At 69.5% G+C, this 17,011-nt stretch carries 13 protein-coding genes, 1 pseudogene and 1 riboswitch; of the genes and pseudogenes, 8 read left to right on the plus strand and 6 right to left on the minus strand.

The window, feature by feature from the left end; all coding sequences use genetic code 11:
* Positions 1-49 precede the first annotated feature (49 nt).
* Both GCN81_RS07740 and GCN81_RS07745 read left to right on the plus strand, forming a co-directional pair.
* Positions 50-1,336 carry an ATP-binding protein gene (locus GCN81_RS07740; RefSeq protein WP_156723033.1) on the plus strand — a complete coding sequence of 429 codons (1,287 nt, stop codon included), beginning with the start codon at positions 50-52 and terminating at the stop codon, positions 1,334-1,336.
* A complete protein-coding gene (locus tag GCN81_RS07745; RefSeq protein ID WP_156723035.1) occupies positions 1,333-2,088 on the plus strand; it encodes a LuxR C-terminal-related transcriptional regulator in 756 nt (251 codons plus the stop codon). The genes GCN81_RS07740 and GCN81_RS07745 overlap by 4 nt, the downstream gene beginning before the upstream one ends.
* Here GCN81_RS07745 and GCN81_RS07750 read toward each other — a convergent pair.
* The gene (locus tag GCN81_RS07750; RefSeq protein ID WP_325065094.1) at positions 1,988-2,515 is read right to left on the minus strand and encodes an ATP-binding protein; all 528 of its coding nucleotides are present in this window, start codon (positions 2,513-2,515) and stop codon (positions 1,988-1,990) included. The two genes, GCN81_RS07745 and GCN81_RS07750, sit on opposite strands and share 101 nt — an antisense overlap.
* A 140-nt stretch (positions 2,516-2,655) precedes the next feature.
* Here GCN81_RS07750 and GCN81_RS07755 point away from each other — a divergent pair, with 140 nt between their 5' ends.
* The 4 genes and pseudogenes from GCN81_RS07755 to GCN81_RS07770 all read left to right on the plus strand — a co-directional run bounded on the left by GCN81_RS07755 (position 2,656) and on the right by GCN81_RS07770 (position 5,923).
* Complete coding sequence (locus tag GCN81_RS07755) at positions 2,656-3,471, plus strand: helix-turn-helix domain-containing protein (RefSeq protein WP_156723037.1); 816 nt, start codon at positions 2,656-2,658, stop codon at positions 3,469-3,471.
* Positions 3,468-3,713 (plus strand): DUF397 domain-containing protein, encoded by a 246-nt coding sequence (locus GCN81_RS07760; protein WP_156723039.1) that lies wholly within the window; start codon positions 3,468-3,470, stop codon positions 3,711-3,713. The genes GCN81_RS07755 and GCN81_RS07760 overlap by 4 nt, the downstream gene beginning before the upstream one ends.
* A 242-nt stretch (positions 3,714-3,955) precedes the next feature.
* Complete coding sequence (locus GCN81_RS07765; protein ID WP_231626465.1) at positions 3,956-4,933, plus strand: hypothetical protein; 978 nt, start codon at positions 3,956-3,958, stop codon at positions 4,931-4,933.
* A gap of 112 nt (positions 4,934-5,045) precedes the next feature.
* Positions 5,046-5,923 (plus strand): annotated as a pseudogene (locus GCN81_RS07770) (alpha/beta fold hydrolase).
* Positions 5,924-7,169: 1,246 nt separating this feature from the next.
* On the opposite strand, the gene GCN81_RS07775 reads toward GCN81_RS07770, so the two are convergent.
* Positions 7,170-7,922 carry a haloacid dehalogenase type II gene (locus tag GCN81_RS07775; protein WP_156723041.1) on the minus strand — a complete coding sequence of 251 codons (753 nt, stop codon included), beginning with the start codon at positions 7,920-7,922 and terminating at the stop codon, positions 7,170-7,172.
* Positions 7,923-8,007: 85 nt separating this feature from the next.
* Positions 8,008-9,114, minus strand: a complete 1,107-nt coding sequence (locus GCN81_RS07780; RefSeq protein ID WP_156723043.1) for a C40 family peptidase — start codon at positions 9,112-9,114, stop codon at positions 8,008-8,010.
* Positions 9,115-9,458: 344 nt separating this feature from the next.
* Between GCN81_RS07780 and GCN81_RS07785 the strand changes: the two genes are divergently transcribed.
* Complete coding sequence (locus GCN81_RS07785; protein ID WP_156723045.1) at positions 9,459-9,812, plus strand: hypothetical protein; 354 nt, start codon at positions 9,459-9,461, stop codon at positions 9,810-9,812.
* A gap of 62 nt (positions 9,813-9,874) precedes the next feature.
* Here GCN81_RS07785 and GCN81_RS07790 read toward each other — a convergent pair whose 3' ends face one another.
* Positions 9,875-11,173 (minus strand): C40 family peptidase, encoded by a 1,299-nt coding sequence (locus GCN81_RS07790; RefSeq protein WP_156723047.1) that lies wholly within the window; start codon positions 11,171-11,173, stop codon positions 9,875-9,877.
* Positions 11,174-11,179: 6 nt separating this feature from the next.
* Positions 11,180-11,360, minus strand: a riboswitch (cyclic di-AMP (ydaO/yuaA leader).
* A 228-nt stretch (positions 11,361-11,588) separates the two neighbouring features.
* Between GCN81_RS07790 and pcrA the strand changes: the two genes are divergently transcribed.
* Positions 11,589-14,141: a DNA helicase PcrA gene (gene pcrA / locus GCN81_RS07795; RefSeq protein WP_156723048.1), complete on the plus strand. Its 2,553-nt coding sequence runs from the start codon at positions 11,589-11,591 to the stop codon at positions 14,139-14,141.
* A gap of 51 nt (positions 14,142-14,192) precedes the next feature.
* Here pcrA and GCN81_RS07800 read toward each other — a convergent pair whose 3' ends face one another.
* Entirely contained in the window at positions 14,193-15,758 is a 1,566-nt protein-coding gene (locus tag GCN81_RS07800; protein ID WP_156723050.1) for a M23 family metallopeptidase, read from the minus strand.
* Between the two features lie 209 nt (positions 15,759-15,967).
* A complete protein-coding gene (locus GCN81_RS07805) occupies positions 15,968-16,816 on the minus strand; it encodes an esterase/lipase family protein (protein WP_156723052.1) in 849 nt (282 codons plus the stop codon).
* Positions 16,817-17,011: the final 195 nt, after the last annotated feature.

The raw sequence follows: 17,011 nt of genomic DNA on the forward strand, positions 1-17,011 counted from the left end.
GGGTCGACCCTGATGCCCTGGCCCCCGCACCCGTGTGAATATCGGTGTCATGCCCGCAGCCGCCACCGTGCCGACCGAAGAACCGCAGCCGCTGCGCAAGCTCTACCGCAGCGGTGACGGCCGCTGGCTCGGCGGGGTCGCGCGCGGACTCGCCGGACACCTCGGGCTGCCCGTCATCTGGGTGCGGCTCATCTTTGTCGGACTGTTTATGGCGAACGGCCTGGGCGCACTGCTGTACGCCGCGTTCTGGTTCTTCGTGCCGCTCGGTGTCGGCGGTGTCGGCGGCGAGCGCCAGCACACGCTCACCACCGAGACGGGCCCCGACGGCCGCCGCAAGCTGGTGGTCCGGAAGGTCGACAAGGGCCAGTTCGTCGCGCTCCTCGCGATGGTCATCATCTCGATGGTCTTCGTCGGCTCCGTCGACGTCGGCGGCCACGCCCAGGCCTACCTGTGGCCCACTGTCCTGGTCGGCGCGGGCGTCGCTCTCGTCTGGCGACAGGCGGACAATGCCCGCAGGGCCCGCTGGATCGAGGTCGGCCGCCGCCGCAGGACCCTGAGCCTCGCACGGTCCGCCGCCGGAGTGCTGCTGGTCGGTGCGGGTGTCTCCAGCATCTTCATCGTGCAGGGCTCGGCCGAAGACCTGGGTGCCGTACTGCAGGCCGCGCTCGCCGTGTTCGTCGGCATCGCGCTGCTGGCAGGCCCGTATCTCATCCGGATGACACAGGACCTGTCCGAGGAGCGCCTGATGCGCATCCGCGCCCAGGAGCGTGCGGAAGTCGCGGCCCATGTCCACGACTCGGTGCTGCACACCCTCACCCTGATCCAGCGCAACGCCGACAACGCGAACGAAGTCCGCCGCCTCGCCCGCGCCCAGGAACGCGACCTGCGCACCTGGCTCTACAAGCCGGAGGGCACCGGCAAGGACGAGGAGGACGAGCCCGAAACCCTCGCCGACGCGGTCCGCGGCTCCGCGGCCGAGGTCGAGGACAAGCACGGCGTCCCGATCGAGGTCGTGGTCGTCGGCGACTGCCCTCTGGACGAGAAGCTGACCGCACAGATGCAGGCCGCGCGGGAAGCCATGGTGAACGCCGCCAAGTACGGTGGCGAGGGCGGCGCGGTCCAGGTCTTCGCTGAGGTCGAGGGGAACACGGTCTTCGTATCCATCCGCGACCGCGGACCAGGCTTTGACCTGGACGCGGTTCCCACCGACCGGATGGGCGTACGAGAATCGATCATCGGCCGGATGCAGCGGCACGGTGGTACGGCGCGGCTGCGCTCGCCGCAGGGCGGCGGTACGGAAGTCGAGCTGGAGATGGAGAGGACGGCGACGACATGAGCGACGCGACCGAGCACACCGGGGCGAGCGAGCACACTGAGGCGAGCGGAGCTGGCCAGTCGGGTGCGGACGAGACCGGGAGCGGGCCCGGGCGCCGGGTACGCGTCGTACTGGTCGACGACCACCGGATGTTCCGCACCGGCGTGCAGGCCGAGATCGGCGAGACCGAACGCACCGGTGTCGAGGTCGTCGGCGAGGCGGCCGACGTGGACCAGGCGGTCACCGTCATCACCGCGACCAGGCCGGAAGTCGTCCTCCTCGACGTCCACCTGCCGGGCGGCGGCGGCGTCGAGGTCCTGCGCCGCTGCGCCCCCCTGATGTCGGCGGCCGAGGACCCCGTGCGCTTCCTGGCTCTGTCGGTGTCCGACGCGGCAGAAGATGTCATCGGTGTCATCCGGGGCGGCGCGCGCGGCTATGTCACCAAGACCATCACCGGCATCGACCTGGTCGACTCCATCTTCCGCGTGCAGGACGGCGACGCGGTGTTCTCGCCGAGGCTTGCTGGGTTCGTGCTGGACGCCTTCGCTTCGACGGATGCTCCGCCCGTGGACGAGGACTTGGACCGCCTCACCCAGCGCGAGCGCGAGGTGCTGCGGCTGATCGCGCGCGGGTACGCGTACAAGGAGATCGCCAAGCAGCTCTATATCTCCGTCAAGACGGTCGAGTCGCATGTCTCGGCGGTCCTGCGGAAGTTGCAGCTGTCGAACCGGCACGAGCTGACTCGGTGGGCGACGGCTCGCCGTCTGGTCTGAGGCGGAGCTCGAACCAGACCGTCTTGCCGATGCCGCAAACGCGGGGTTCTGCGGCCCAGGCGTCCGCGAGTGCGGCGACCAGGGCCAGGCCCCTGCCCGACGTGTCGTCCGGGGCCGCTTCCTGCGGCTCGGGGAGCGTCAGGTTCGCGTCCGATACCTCCATGCGGATGCGGTCGTCCTCCAACGCGCAGCGCGCCCAGATCTCACGGCCCTTCGGGACCGCGCCGTGGCGGTAGGCGTTCGTCAGTAGTTCGCTGAGGAGGAATTCGGCCGTATCGGTCACCTCGTCCGAGAGCTTCCATGATCTGGCCTGCTCACGGAGAAGCGCCCGGGCCAGCCCCACGCTCCGCGCGTGCCGCGACAGGCGCCACTCGACTTCCCGTTCCTGGTTGAGGGACGCGGAGCCTCCAGGCGGCGTCATCGGCATGCGCGCTCGTTCCTCGTTCCTTGCGTGTGAGTTTCCGTCATTCACCCAGCTCACGTTGAGGGTTGGCGCGTAGCCTCTGGAGTAGCGGCGCGGGTACGGAGGGTGGCGTACCCGGCGTGGACCCCGGGGAGGTGGGCGCTGTGTCCGAGACGAACTCTCAGCCGCCGATTGCTTGGCGGTACTGCGGGAGTCAGATCAAGTTGTGGCGCGAGGCGTCGGGCGTCAGTCGGCAGTCGCTGGCCGACGAGTCGAGCTACGACTACGAGTACGTCAAGTCGATGGAGAACGGTCGGAGACGGCCGACGCTGCGGTTGTTGCAGGTGGCGGACCAGGTGTGCGGGGCGGGCGGGAAGCTCACGGCCGCGCAGGAGTACCTGAAGCCGGAGCCGTTTGCCGAGCGTGCGCAGGAGTACGTGCAGGTTGAGGCCGAGGCGATCACGATCCAGTGGTACGAGCCCATGCTGATCCCGGGGTTGTTGCAGACCAGGGAGTACATGCAGGCGTTGATCAGCGACAGGTGTCCTCCTCTGGATGAGGAAACGGTCGGGGAACGAGTCACCGCCCGGCTCAAACGGCAAGAGAAGCTGACCAGCATGCCGCCGACACACTTCAGCTACGTGATCCACGAGGCGACGTTGCGCTCAGCCGTAGGAGGTCCGGTCGTGATGAAGCGACAGCTTGGTCACCTACTGGAGGCAGGCGGGCAGCGGCATCTGTCGATTCAGGTCCTACCGTTCGATCTGGCTCCTGCTGCTGCACTCAGCGGGCCGATCGTGCTGGTGGAGACGGCGGAACACGAGCGCTATGCCTTCGTCGACGGGCAGGAGACGGGCGCCCTTTACGGTGATGGGGACAAGCTGAGTGTCCTTGGTCAACGCTATGGCATGATCCGCATGCAGGCGCTCAACGCTGCGGAGTCTGCCCAGTTCATCAGGAAGGTGGCGGAGGAGCTGTGAGCACCGAACTGGCTTGGTTCAAGTCCAGCTACAGCGACGACTCGGGAAGTGCCTGCCTCGAAGTCGCCTACGCCTGGCGGAAGTCCAGCTACAGCGGCACTGAGGGCGGCGCGTGCCTCGAAGTTGCCGCCTGCCCGCACACCATCCACGTCCGAGACTCGAAGCTCGGAGCCCAAAGCCCCCGGTTCGCCGTGCCCGCACCCGCCTGGGCCGCGTTCGTCGCGTACGCGACCCGCGTCTGAGCCCCGGCGCTCGCGACCCGAGCTTCGGGCGTCGAGGTCCGAGCCGCTTTTGCAGGGAATGGGAGGTTGGGTTACCTCCCCTCCTCCCCGCCAACTCCCGCACTCACCAGCGCGCATGACTTTTCGTGATCGGCTTGCCACGGGCAGTTGCGACGGTCTAGCGTTCGCGGCAATAAACAACCCCGGTCGGGTGCTGACAACACCCGCCGGGGTCTCACCTCAAGATCGGAAAAGGCGATCTCGTGGCTTACGAAAACTCTAACGCGGCCCTGCCCGCGCACGCACACCCCATGGCCAACCCCGGCTACGGCAAACGCTCCGTGCTTGACGAGCCGCCCAGCCGCCCCGGCGACTTCGCCCATCTCCCCGCCCGCGAGGCCTACATCGCCGCGTTCGTCGACCGGCTCCCCGAAGGCGCCGCGATGGATGCCAAGACCCTCGCCAAGGCGCTCCCGCTCTACGGCCAGCAGGCCGTCCGTACGGCCCTCAACGCCCTCTCCAGCGCCGGGCACCTGCGCCGCGTACGTCAGCTCGCCGACACCGGCGACGGCGTGACCCGTTGGGTCTCCCGTACTCACTGGTCCCGTACCGCACGTACCGGCGAATGGTGGGCCCGGTACCTCAACGGTGACGTCCCAGTGGTCCCGACCGGGCAGGCCGCCGCAGTGTCAGAGGGTGACGGGGGCGCGGCCGACGACGTATCGCCCGAGGAATTCCCTAAGGCAGAGCACACCTCCCAGCCGTCCCCCGCCTACTTCGCCCTCGCCCAACTGGGCCGCAGGGACCCGCGCCTGGCCCTCTCCGCCGCCGACTGCGAAGCCCTGGAACCCCTCGCCGCCGACTGGCTGGCGCGTGGGGCGACGCCCGACACCCTCGCGTACGCCCTCACGGCTGGGCTCCCCGCCGAGGGCGTACACGCGCCCGGAGCCTTCACCCGTCGCCGCCTTATCGACCGGATGCCACCCGAACTGCCAGCGGCCCCGGCCCCGGCCCCGGCGCTGGCTCCGGCACATCTGTCCCTGGCCGCTCGCGCGCCGATCATGGAGTGCACCGACTGCGGCGTACCCGGCCGCCCGGAGGCCTTGCCTGGCGGACTCTGCCGCGCCTGCCGTGGCCATGGAGGCGCGACCGAAGCGCGGCGGCGCTGGCTGACCCCGGAGGACGTACGCGCTCGCGCCGCGCACCTGCGCGCAAAGGTCCGCGCACCGCTCCTCGCGTGAGTGCCGGAAGCCGGAAGCCGGAAGCTGCCGGGTGCCGCGCGGACACCACCTCGTCGGGCGCGGCCAGACCCCGTGGGGCATGATCGGGATGACGTCTGCGGGGAGGGTTGAGATGGGTGTGTCCGAGCGGCTCGTGCTGCGGGACGGCGTCCGGGTGGTCTGTCGTGACTGGGGAGGGGCGGGCCACCCGCTCGTGCTGCTACACGGACTGGCCGGTCACGCGGGTGAATGGGACGTGCTGGCGAGTCGCCTGCGTGAACGGTTTCGCGTGGTCGCGGTCGATCAGCGTGGACACGGCGCCAGCGAGCGGTATCCGGGAGATGTCTCGCGCGCTGCCTACGTCGCCGACGTGGTGGCCATTGCCGAGCAGTTGGGGCTGGAGCGACCGGTCCTGGTCGGCCAGTCGCTCGGCGGCCATACCGCGATGCTCACCGCCGCCTCTCACCCCGAAGTGGTGCGCGGACTTGTGCTCGTCGAAGCCGGTCCTGACGGCCCGAATCCGAACGTTCCCAAGGAGATCGGCGACTGGTTCGACTCATGGCCGACCCCGTTCCCCTCACGTGCAGCGGCGGCCGAGTTTTTCGGCGGAGGGCCGGTGGGCGCGGGCTGGGCAGCGGGACTGGAAGAGCGCGACGGCGCCTGGCACCCACGCTTCGACCGGGACGTCATGGTCGCCGCGCTGGCGGAAGGCGCCCAGTACTCCTTCGAGGATGAGTGCGGCAGATCACCTGCCCTACCCTCGTCGTGCTCGCCCAGTCGAGCGTCCTTTCCGAGCCAGACGTTGACAGGATGCTCCAACAGCGGCCCACAACCGTCGCGATGAGTGTTCCCGGCACCAGCCACGACCTGCACCTCGAACGACCGGAACTCCTCCATGCCATGCTCTTGGAGTTCCTGGAGGCACTTTGTCCCCGTACGTGTGAGCGTCCGTCATCTACCCAGCTCACGTCGGGGGTTGGTGAGCCGTCTGCCCAGCCTCCCGCCGTTTGACTCAGCTGGTGCAAAGGATCGGGGCTGGCCGAACTGTCCAGGGTGGGGCGGGGCTGCGTTGTGGTGGGCCAGTGCCGCGTTGGGCGCCGGTGGCCGCCCGGTTCGTCGGATGGTGGCGGGGCCGGGCCGGGTGTCAAGGGCGCTCCCTTTGGTCGCGTCGGCTGCGCCGATTCCGCTGTCGCTCCACCCTTGACACCCGTCCCGGACCCGCGAGGGCGAGGTACACCGGGCGGCCCAAAAAGCAGGGCAGCGGGGCGGGTGGGGGAGGGGCGCGCGTTTCGCTGCCGGGTGCGGACTGGTTGTTGGGGCGCATGAGGGGGTGGGTGGTGCCGCCCCGGCTCGGCGGCTGGTTTGCTGTCGGTCGCACTCGCACTCGCACCCGTCGCGCGAGGCTAAGCGAGGGCCAGGCCGGTGGCCCGGCCGAGGACCGGGCAGGAGGCCCGGACCGGCCAGGAGGCCCGGACCGGGGGTTGGGGCTGGGCTGAGGGGCGCTTGGCGGGCCCATCCCATCCCACCCCAGTCGGGAGTAAGAGGAGACTTTGGGACACCAAGTCGCCCCTTTTGCCCGGCTTTTAGTGTCCCAAAGTCGCACTTCACTCCGCGACCTGATCCCACCAGCCCCAGACGTGCCCTCCTGCCCCACCGGCCGGTGGCCGCCAGGCCGGGCGTCACTACCCACGCGCCGCTCGCGGCCCGGTCCCACCAGCCCGCAGCCGCTGAGCCGGGGCGCGACCACCCACCCAGCCTTCGTGCGCACCCTCGGTCCCCACCTGCCGCAGCCGCTGAGCCGGTGTCGGACCACCCATCCCCCTCGTGCGCCCCGCAACCACAACCGGTCCGCACCCGGCAGCGAAACGCTCGCCCCTCCCGAAGCGCTGCCCGCCGCCTCCCCCGGGCCGCCCTCCCACAACCCGCATAGCGGGGACGGGGCGGGTGTCAAGGGTGGAGCGACAGCGGAATCGGCGGAGCCGACGCGACCGTAGGGAGCGCCCTTGACGGCCGGCCCGGCCCCGCGACCATTGCGACTAGAGGGCGGCCATCCCTGTGCCCTTGCGGACACTGGGCGCCCCCGACACTGCCCCGGCCAACGGGCGGACGGGGCCGCTGTGTTGCCAAGCTGACCTTGACCCGGGCGCCGTTCGACCAGGCCGCCCTGAGGGTGCGTGCGCTGCGGACCGATTCGGTCGGTGTGGTCCTGCGCGCAGCTCGTGATGGAGGGACCCGCGCTAGGCCCCCACGGCACCGTCTAGGCGTGGTCGAGTTGGGTGGGTTGGGTGAGTTGGGTGAGTTGGTCGGTCAGGGTGACCAGGTCATCGGCGTGCAGGTCGAACTCGTCCGATGCGGTGGGCGGGTCGCCGACGGGGCGGGCGACGTAGGCGGTGCGCAGGCCGAGGCCCTGTGCTCCACGCAGGTCCCAGGCGTGCGCGGCGACCATCAGGAGTCGCTCCGGTGGGCGTCCGGAGACGGTGACGGCCAGTTGGTAGACTGCTGGGTCCGGCTTGTAGGTCCGGGCGTCTTCGGCGGACAGTGCCTGGTGCCAGCGCAGCCCGGCGTGAGCGTTGAGTCGCAGCAGTGCTGTCCGGCTGGCGTTGGAGAGTCCGATCAGCGGGAACCGTTCGGCAAGTCGGGCGAGCCCTGCCAGGGTGTCGGGCCATGGCGGGAGCCTGCGACCTGACAGAGCCAGCGTCGCTACAGCGGTCGGGTCGTCGACTCCGACGGCATCGGCGACGAGCCGGGCCGCTTCCAGGTCGAGGACGTCGCTTGGGTGGTAGGGCCGGACGCCGTCGAGGATGCGACGTTGCTCGCGGTCGATGTGCTGCTGCCACAGCGACAAAAGCTGCTCGACCCTGGGATGACCGAGCGATGGGTCGAGTTCACGAATGCCCGCGCGGATACCGGCGGGTTCGTCGACCAGCGTGCCGAGCACGTCGAACACGACGGCATCGATCTCTGGCTCTGGCGTGAGATCGAGCGTGAGATCTGACGTGAGGTCTGACATGAGAGACGTCTCCTGGGCGAAGCGGGGACGTACGAGTGGCTGTTTGGCCAACGCGGCTGGAAGCCCCCGGATTCCCGAACCGCCGCTAGGCCACCCGCGTCGCGGCGGCGAACGGCATGGAGCTGATGGGGGCCACCTTGACCGGGGCGCTTGGGTTGGAGGCGTGGATCATCTGGCCGTTGCCGATGTAGAGGCCTACGTGGCTGAGGCCCGAGTAGAAGAAGACCAGGTCGCCCGGGGCGAGTTCGGAGCGGGAGACGCGGCGGCCCGCGTTGATCTGGGTGAAGGTGGTGCGGGGGAGGGAGACACCTGCTGAGCGGTAGGCGGCCTGGGTGAGGCCGGAGCAGTCGAAGGCGTTCGGGCCCGTCGCGCCCCAGACGTACGGCTTGCCGATGGCGCTGTGGGCGAAGGCGATCGCTTGGGCGGCTCGGGAGGAAGAGGGGGTGGGGGTGGCGTTGGGGGAGTTGCGGGGTGGGGTGGTTGGGGTTGCGGGGGTTGTGGGGGTGGCTGGGGTGGGGTTCTTTGGTGTGGTTGTTGGGGTGGGGGTGGCTGGGGGCTTCGTTATGCGGGCGCGGTCCTCGGTGGTGAGGTTGCTGAGGAGGCGTTCGGCCTTTTTGAGCTTGGTGGTGACCGTGGCCTTGTGGCGCTTGAGGTCGGCCTGGCGGGCGCGGAGTTCGCTGAGGCGGCTGTCCGCCTTTTTGCTCAGCCGGTCGGCGTCGCGTAGCTGCCGCTGTACGCGAGTGATGGTCGCGGCCTGGCGCAGGCCCGCGCGGTTGGCGAAGGTGGCGCGCTCCAGGTAGTCGTCCGGGTCTGAACTGAGGGCGAGTTGGACCGCGGGGTCGATGCCTCCGTTGCGGTACTGGGCGGTGGCGGCCGAACCCAGGGACCTGCGGGCGGCGTTCAGGTCCTCCGTCTTGCGGGCGGCCTCGTCCTGGAGGTTGCCGAATTCGCGTTTAGCCTGCTCGGCCTTCTCCTTGGCGTCGTTGTACTTCTCGGTGGCGACCTCGGCCTCCTGGTACAGCCGGTCGACCTTGGCCTTCACCTGGGACGGGGTGAGGCGCGGCTCCGCGACCGAGGTGCCCTCGAGGGCCATGGCGCTAGCGGCGCTGGCCAGGGCGAGGGTCAGGGCGGTTCGGGCGGTCGTGCCGGTCAGCGGGGACTGGTACTGCTTGGGTTTTCGGTGAGCGGCCACCGGATAACTCCCTACGTTCGTCCCAGCGGCGGCCCGCCCAGGGGAACGGGCCGCCGCCAGTCCTTTCGGCGGTGGTGACCGAACTGCCGCCCGGGTCGGCCCGGGCGGCGGTGGGGAGCCGGTCACCTGGAGAGGGACGCTAGGCCTGGGGGCCGGGAGGCGGCGGGGAGTTGCCCGTAGGTGGTGGAAATGCGTGGCTCGATGACCGTATGTGAGCGCAGGTGATCGTGTGCGGCGCGAGTGTGATGGGTCGCGTGTGGGAGGGGGGCTGGTGCGTCTGGCGGGTCTGGTGGGGCACACCTGGCTGAGGGGGGCTGGTGGGGGTCCGGTTAGGCTCCGGCGTTATGGACGTACTGATCAATGTCTTCGTCGGTCTGCACATCATCGGTATCGCCTCGCTGCTGGGCGGGTTCCTTACGCAGATGAAGGCGATGGGCGAGGGTACGGCGCGGTTCACGCCCGCGATGCTGCATGGCGCGCTGACCATGCTGGTGACCGGCGTCGCGCTCGTCGGTCTGAACCAGGCCGATGACCATGCGGTCAACAACGTCAAGATCGCCGTCAAGATGGCGGTGCTGATCGTGATCCTGGCGCTGGTGTACGTGAAGCGGGACGAGGAAAGCATCGACAAGTCGATGTTTGGCGCTGTAGGCGCGCTGACCACGACGAACGTCTTTATCGCTGTCCTGTGGACCTGATCTGGTGGACCTGATCTGGGTGGCAGCGCGCCTCCAGCCGTACTGCACTGCTATGCCACGCGTTACGCCACGCGGCGGACGCTGTGGATCGGCATGTAGTAGATCGACTCGGTCCTGACGTTGGTGCCCGGCTTCGGGGCGTGGATCATCTTGCCGTCGCCGATGTAGATGCCGACGTGGCTGATGTCGTCGTAGAAGAAGACCAGGTCACCGGGCTTGGCGTCGTCGACCGACACCTGGGTGCCGAACTTCACCTGGTCCCAGGTGGTGCGCGGCAGCGTGACACCGGCGGTCTTCCAGGCGGCGCCGGTCAGCCCTGAGCAGTCGTACGAGTCCGGGCCCTGCGCGCCCCAGACGTACGGTTTGCCGATCTGCGCCTCGGCGAAGGCGATGACCTTCTCGGCCTTGGCGGCGTACGAGTCGTTCGTCGAGTCGCCCGTTGTCGAGCCGTCCGTCGACGTGTCGGGGGAGGGGGTTGGGGTTGGCGTTGCAGCTGGGGGTGGGGTGGTCTCGGTTGCGCCGCCGCTGCCGTCGTCGTTCGGACCCGCGTCGGTGCCTGCGTCGGTGTTGGAGCTCTGCTCCTGCCCTTGCTTCTGCTCCTTCGCTGTCGCCTCTTTCGCCAGCCGCTTGCGCTCCGCCTCCGCGGCCTTCTTGCGGGCCAGCTCCTTCGCCTTCTCGCGGGCCTCGGCCTCCCGCTTCTTCTCCAGCGCCGCCAGCCGCGCCTTCTCCTCAGCGGTCAGCGTGGACAGCAGCTCACGAGCCTCGGACAGCTTCCGCTGGACCTCCCGCTTGGAGGACTTGAGCTCACCCTGGGTTTCGGCCAGGGTCTTCATGCTCTTGGTCGCCTCGCCGCGCTTCTTGGCCGCCGTTGCCTGGAGCTGCTGGTAGTCCGAGAGGGACTTCTCCTGCTTGCCGCTCAGGCGGCTCATCAGGTGACGCTGGTCGAAGTAGCTCTGCGGGTCGTCCGCGAGCATCAGCGTCGCCGTGTCGGAAGCCCCGCCGTTGCGGTACTGGGCTGCCGCGATGGCGCCGAGTTCCTGTCGGGTGTCGTTCAGCTTGGCGGTGCGCTGGGCGGCCTCGTCGAGGAGTTTGTCGACCTGCCCGCGCTGCTTGTCGGTGCGCTCCTTGACCGCGTTGTACTTCTGCGTGGCGACGCCCGCCCGTTGATACAGGTCGTCGACCTTCTTCCGCACCTCTTCGAGGGACGGCTCGGGGGCCGTGGACGGCGATGCGGGCGGCCCGGCGTACGCGGTCTGCGACAACAGGGCCACGGAGGTGACGGCGGCCGTGGTGATCCCGACGGCCTGGGAGGTGCTGCGTATGGGGCCGAAACTGTTGCGCGGCTTGCGGTGCGACGCCAACGGAGGCGCTCCTTCCGTAGACCGCCTACCGGGTTAGCTGTCGGGTTCGGGCGGTGTGTCGGAAGGTTGCCCTACGGTCTCGTACGCGACCTCTTGTGCATGGGCGTGTATGCGCGTGCAGGTGTGTGCGTACGGTGCCGATTCACCCCAGGGGCACGTGGGTCCCCGGCTCCGGCGGCCCCTCGCGGGCGCGCCAGACTCGGCGGGGGCTGCCCGTTCCCGGCGTGGTTCGCCGGTGGGGATACGGACCGCCCGGTGAGCACGCTAGCCAACTCCCGAGGTGCCTGGGAAGGTTGGTGCGCGATATGTCCGATACCTTTTCGTGACTTTCGCGCTCTGTGAGTGTGTGCGTTCATGTGGTGACCGGGGGAACCCGGGACCGGTTGTCAGTGCGGCCGCCTAGACTCGGTAGACGATGAGCAGCCTCTTTGACGACAGCTTCCTGGCGGACCTCAAGCACTCGGGCGACGAGCCTCCGCCGCCACCCGAGGAGCACGCTCCGGAAGCCGAGCCGCTTCCGGACGACCTCTTCGGGGGCCGGTTCGACGCACCCGTGGACCGGGACGCGTACTACCGCGACGGCGCCCCCCGCCCCGCGGTGGACCCGGCTGCCCTGCTGGACGGGCTGAACGACAATCAGCGCGCCGCCGTCGTGCACTCCGGCACCCCGCTGCTCATCGTCGCCGGGGCCGGGTCGGGTAAGACCCGGGTGCTGACCCACCGGATCGCGTATCTGCTCGCCGAGCGCGGGGTGCACCCCGGGCAGGTGCTGGCGATCACCTTCACCAACAAGGCCGCGGGCGAGATGAAGGAGCGCGTCGCCGACCTCGTCGGACCGCGCGCGGCCGCGATGTGGGTGATGACCTTCCACAGCGCCTGCGTACGCATCCTGCGCCGCGAGTCCAAGCGGCTCGGCTTCACGTCCTCGTTCTCGATCTACGACGCCGCCGACTCCAAGCGGCTGATGGCGCTGGTCTGCCGGGATCTGGACCTGGACCCCAAGCGTTTTCCGCCCAAGTCCTTCAGCGCCAAGATCTCGAACCTGAAGAACGAGCTGATTGACGAGGAGACCTTCGCGGGGCAGGCCGCGGACGGCTTCGAGAAGACCGTGGCCCAGGCCTACGCGATGTACCAGTCACGGCTGCGCGAGGCGAACGCCCTCGACTTCGACGACCTGATCATGACGACGGTGCATCTGCTGCAGGCGTTCCCGGACGTCGCCGAGCACTACCGCCGCCGCTTCCGGCACATCATGGTCGACGAGTACCAGGACACCAACCACGCCCAGTACGCCCTGGTGCGCGAACTGGTCGGCCCGGTCGGCGGCGAGGGCGACCCGGAGCCGGGCGAGCTGTGCGTCGTGGGTGACGCGGACCAGTCCATCTACGCCTTCCGCGGCGCCACCATCCGCAACATCCTCCAGTTCGAGGAGGACTACCCGGACGCGACCACGATCCTCCTGGAGCAGAACTACCGCTCCACGCAGACGATCCTGACCGCGGCGAACGCCGTCATCGAGCGTAACGAAAGCCGCCGTCCGAAGAACCTGTGGACCAACGCCGGCGCTGGTGCCCGGATCACCGGCTATGTCGCCGACACCGAGCACGACGAGGCGCAGTTCGTCGCCGAAGAGATCGACCGGCTGACGGATGCGGGCGACGCCAAGGCCGGTGACGTCGCGATCTTCTACCGTACGAACGCCCAGTCCCGTGTCTTCGAAGAGATCTTCATCCGGGTCGGGCTCCAGTACAAGGTCGTCGGCGGGGTGCGCTTCTATGAGCGCAAGGAGGTCAGGGACGTACTGGCCTACCTGCGGGTGCTGTCCAACCCGGAGGACTCCGTACCGCTGCGCCGTATCCTCAACGTCCCCAAGCGCGGCATCGGCGACCGTGCGGAGGCCATGATCGACGCGCTGGCGCAGCGTGAGCGGATCAGCTTCTCGCAGGCACTGCGGCGGGTGGACGAGGCGTACGGCATGGCGGCGCGCTCGGCGAACGCCGTCAAGCGCTTCAACACGCTGATGGAAGAGCTCCGTACGATCGCCGAGTCCGGCGTGGGACCGGCCACGGTCCTGGAGGCCGTGCTGGAACGGACCGGGTATCTGGCCGAGTTGCAGGCCTCCACCGACCCGCAGGACGAGACGCGGATCGAGAACCTCCAGGAACTGGCGGCTGTGGCCCTGGAGTTCGAGCAGGAGAAGACCGAGGCCGCGGCCTCGGTCGAGAGTGAGAGCGCGGGTGGCGAAGGCGCGGGTGGCGAAGGCGGGGGCGCGGCGGCTTCCGGGACGCTTTCGGAGTTTCTGGAGCGGGTCGCCCTGGTCGCGGACTCCGACCAGATTCCGGACGAGGACGACGACGGCTCGGGTGTCATCACGCTGATGACCCTGCACACCGCCAAGGGCCTTGAGTTTCCTGTGGTGTTCCTGACGGGTATGGAGGACGGCGTCTTCCCGCACATGCGTGCTCTGGGGCAGGTCAAGGAGCTTGAGGAGGAGCGGCGGCTGGCCTATGTGGGCATCACGCGGGCGCGTGAGCGGCTGTATCTGACGCGCGCGACGATGCGCAGTGCCTGGGGACAGCCTTCGTACAACCCGCCGTCGCGGTTCCTGGAGGAGATTCCGGACCAGCACCTGGAGTGGAAGCGGACCGGGCCTTCGGTCCCGGCGCCGACGTCCAGCAGGGGCGGCGGGTCGGGCGGATCGGGCGGATCGGGCGCGGTGTCTTCGCTGACGTCTTCGCTGTCCTCGTCCCGTGCGCGGCGCGGGCCGTCGGGGTTCGCGACGCGTCGGGCGGGGGACAAGCCGGTGGTGTCGCTGGCGGTGGGGGACCGGGTCACGCACGACCAGTTCGGGCTGGGAACGGTGGTTGCGGTGGAGGGCGTGGGCGATCAGGCCCGGGCGAGCATCGACTTCGGCGACCCGAAGCCGAAGGTGCTGTTGCTGCGGTACGCGCCGGTGGAGAAGTTGTAGAGAGGGGCAGGATGGGCAGGTGCGCCGGTGGGGAGGGGGAGGTGATCGGTCCTAAGCCGGGTTGATGCCGTGGCTCAGGAACCACGCCAGCGGGTCGATCGCCGCGCCGCCGCCGGGGCGCACCTCGAAGTGCAGGTGCGGGCCGGTGGAGTTGCCCGAGTTACCGGCGTACGCGATGACGTCACCGGCCTTGACCGTGCCGCTGCGGATCTTCGTGCTGGAGAGGTGGCAGTACCAGGTCTCGGTGCCGTCCGGCGCGGTCACTATCGCCATGTTGCCGTACGCGCTGTTCCACTGGGTGCGTACGGTGCCGTCGGTCGCCGCCATCACGGGAGTGCCGTACGAGACGGGGAAGTCGATGCCCGTATGCACGGACATCCAGTTGATCCCGGCCTGGCCGAAGCGCGCGCTGAGCCCCTTGGGTGCCACGGGCGCGGCGAACTTGGGGCGTAGCCGCTCCTTGCGCTCCGCCTCCTCGATCTTGCGCTTCCGCTCGGCTTCTTGGCGTTCCTTGAGGTCGATACGTTCCTGGGTGCGGCTCGCACGTCCGGCGAAGTTGTCGGCTTCGGCGGAGAGGTTGGCCAGTTGGGTGTCCAGTTGCCTGTTGACCTGCGCCGGTTTGACCGTGGGGGTGGCCGGGTCGGGTGCGGCCTGGGTCTTGGTGTCGCCCTTGCTGTCGCCGAGGCCGGTGTTCACCGAGGCGGCGGCGATCCCGGCGACGCCGAGCGCGCAGACGGAGGGCACGGCGACGGTGAGCAGGCCGGAGCGTTTGGCGGGGGCGCGGCGGCGGGTGCGGTTGCCGCCGCGGTCGCGGTTGCGGGGGCGCGCGGTGTCCGGGGTGTACGCGGCCGGGGCTGGGGCCGGGGTGACGTCGGCGGCGAGGCTTCCGTGGTCGTCGTCCTCGGTGGCGTACGCGTCGTGGTCGTCGTAGCCGACGTCGCCGTCGTGACCGCCGTCGTACGCGTACCCGGTGCTCTCGTAACCGTTGGCGCCGTCGTCGGGCTCCGTGGTGCCGATGACGTCCGGCTCGCTGAACTCGGCTTCGGGGAACTCGGCTTCGGGGAAGTCCGCTCCGGTGGACGGCTGCTCGTACGTCGGCGTGGTGAGGGTGCCGTACGCGTCGTAGGTGCCGTACGCGGTGGTCGTCGCGCCGTCGGAGTTCCAGGCGGTGGCGTCGTAGGCCCCGGAGTCGTACGTCTGCGGGTGCTGCCCGTAGGACCCCGCCTGCCACTGGCCCGTGCCGTCCCACTGCTCGGTGGCCTGCGGTCCCGGCTGGGCGGGGATGTCGGAGAGCTGCTGGTAACCGGCGTTCGCCCAGACGGCGGTCGTGTCGTAACTGCCTGTCTCGTACGGGGTGGTGGACTGCGCGGCGTACGGGTCGTAGGTGACCGTGGCGTGCGCGCCGACGCCGGTGGTGCCCAGCGTGTCGTACGAACCCGTCGACCATGCGGTGCTGTCCCACTGGCCACTCTGTCCGGAGTCGTACGCGTGGTACGGGTCGGACGGTGTGGCGGCGCCGGGCATCGTGCCGAACAGCGGGTCGGAGGCGAAGGTGGCGTCGAAGGCACCGGTCGCGTTGTCGCCGTAACCGGCGGCATAGCCGTGCTGGTCGTTCACCAACTTCTCTTTCGCCTCGACAGCGGGGGGCAGAGCGAGTGCGGCGACTGTACCCGGCGGTATGCGACGGCGACAATCTTCGGCAGGTTTCATGATTTCAGGAAACGGGCAATCGGCCGCCTTTCGGGAGTTCATAGGTACAGCCTTGGCTTTGTGTTCGACTTTCGTTCGACCCTGGGGGCTCGGGGTGGGGTCGGGGTGGGGCCGGGTCAGGCCACGGAGGCTGAGCCGTCGGCGTGGGACGCCAGGTCGTCGGAGTCGATCGCCTGCCGGATTCCCGCCGCGACCGCGGGGTGTACGGGCAGGGCGAGATGTCCGATGCCAGTGACCGGGACGTTGTGGGTGAGCAGGTCCGGGTGGTCGACGCGGGCCGTCCGCGGTGGGGTCATCACCTGGTCGAGATCGCTCCAGAAGCTCACGAACCTGGTGCTGCAGCCGGGGGCGGGCTCCCTGAGCTCGGCGATCACATCGGAGTCGGGGCGCATCTGGCGGACGATCGGGTGCGCGCTCATCAGGGGGACGACGCTGGTGCCCTCGTGCGGGGTGCCGAGCGTGACCAGGGTACGGACGCGGTGGTCGCCGCCGCGGCGCTGGATGTAATAGCGCGCGATCAGGCCACCGAGACTGTGTCCGACGATGTCCACCTCGCGGTGGCCGGTGCGCTCGCAGATCTCCTCTATGTGCTGGGCGAGCAGGTCGGCCGCGGTGCGAATATCGCAGGTGAGCACCGAGTAGTTGAGTGACTCCACATGGTGCCTGCCGTGCTGGGCCAGCGAGCGGCGCAGCAGGACGAAGACCGAGCGGTTGTCGATGAAGCCATGCAGCAGGACGACGGGCCTGGCGCCGTCGGCGGGCGGCAGGTGAGGTGTCCCGGTCGGCCTGGAGGCGGGGCGGCTCTCCTGGGTGATGCCTGACGGGTAGAGGAGGAGGTGCCCGGCGAGGATGGTCAGCTCCAGCGCGGTCGCCTTGAGCAGCGTGGCGGAGAGTCTGAGGGGGGCGTGTGATGCCTGGCCTGCGGCTTGGAGCCACGGCGGAAGCAGAAAGGGTAGGGCCCTCATGGCCGACCTCCCGAATGGCACGCGAAGGACGGCTCTGTCCCCCGTGTGCCCTCACGGGGCGCCGGTCGGAGGTCGGTGATGCACCTCTGCCGCCGTGCCGTGCGGCTGATGGCACGGTGGGCAGAGGAGGCCTCGTAGCGGCTCCCCTTGGCGCGTGCTCCCGGCTGTAGTCGTGGCCCTGGCCTCTGGGCCGGG

Origin of the sequence: Streptomyces apocyni, from assembly GCF_009739465.1 — a bacterium.
Taxonomy (GTDB): Bacteria; Actinomycetota; Actinomycetes; order Streptomycetales; family Streptomycetaceae; genus Streptomyces; species Streptomyces apocyni.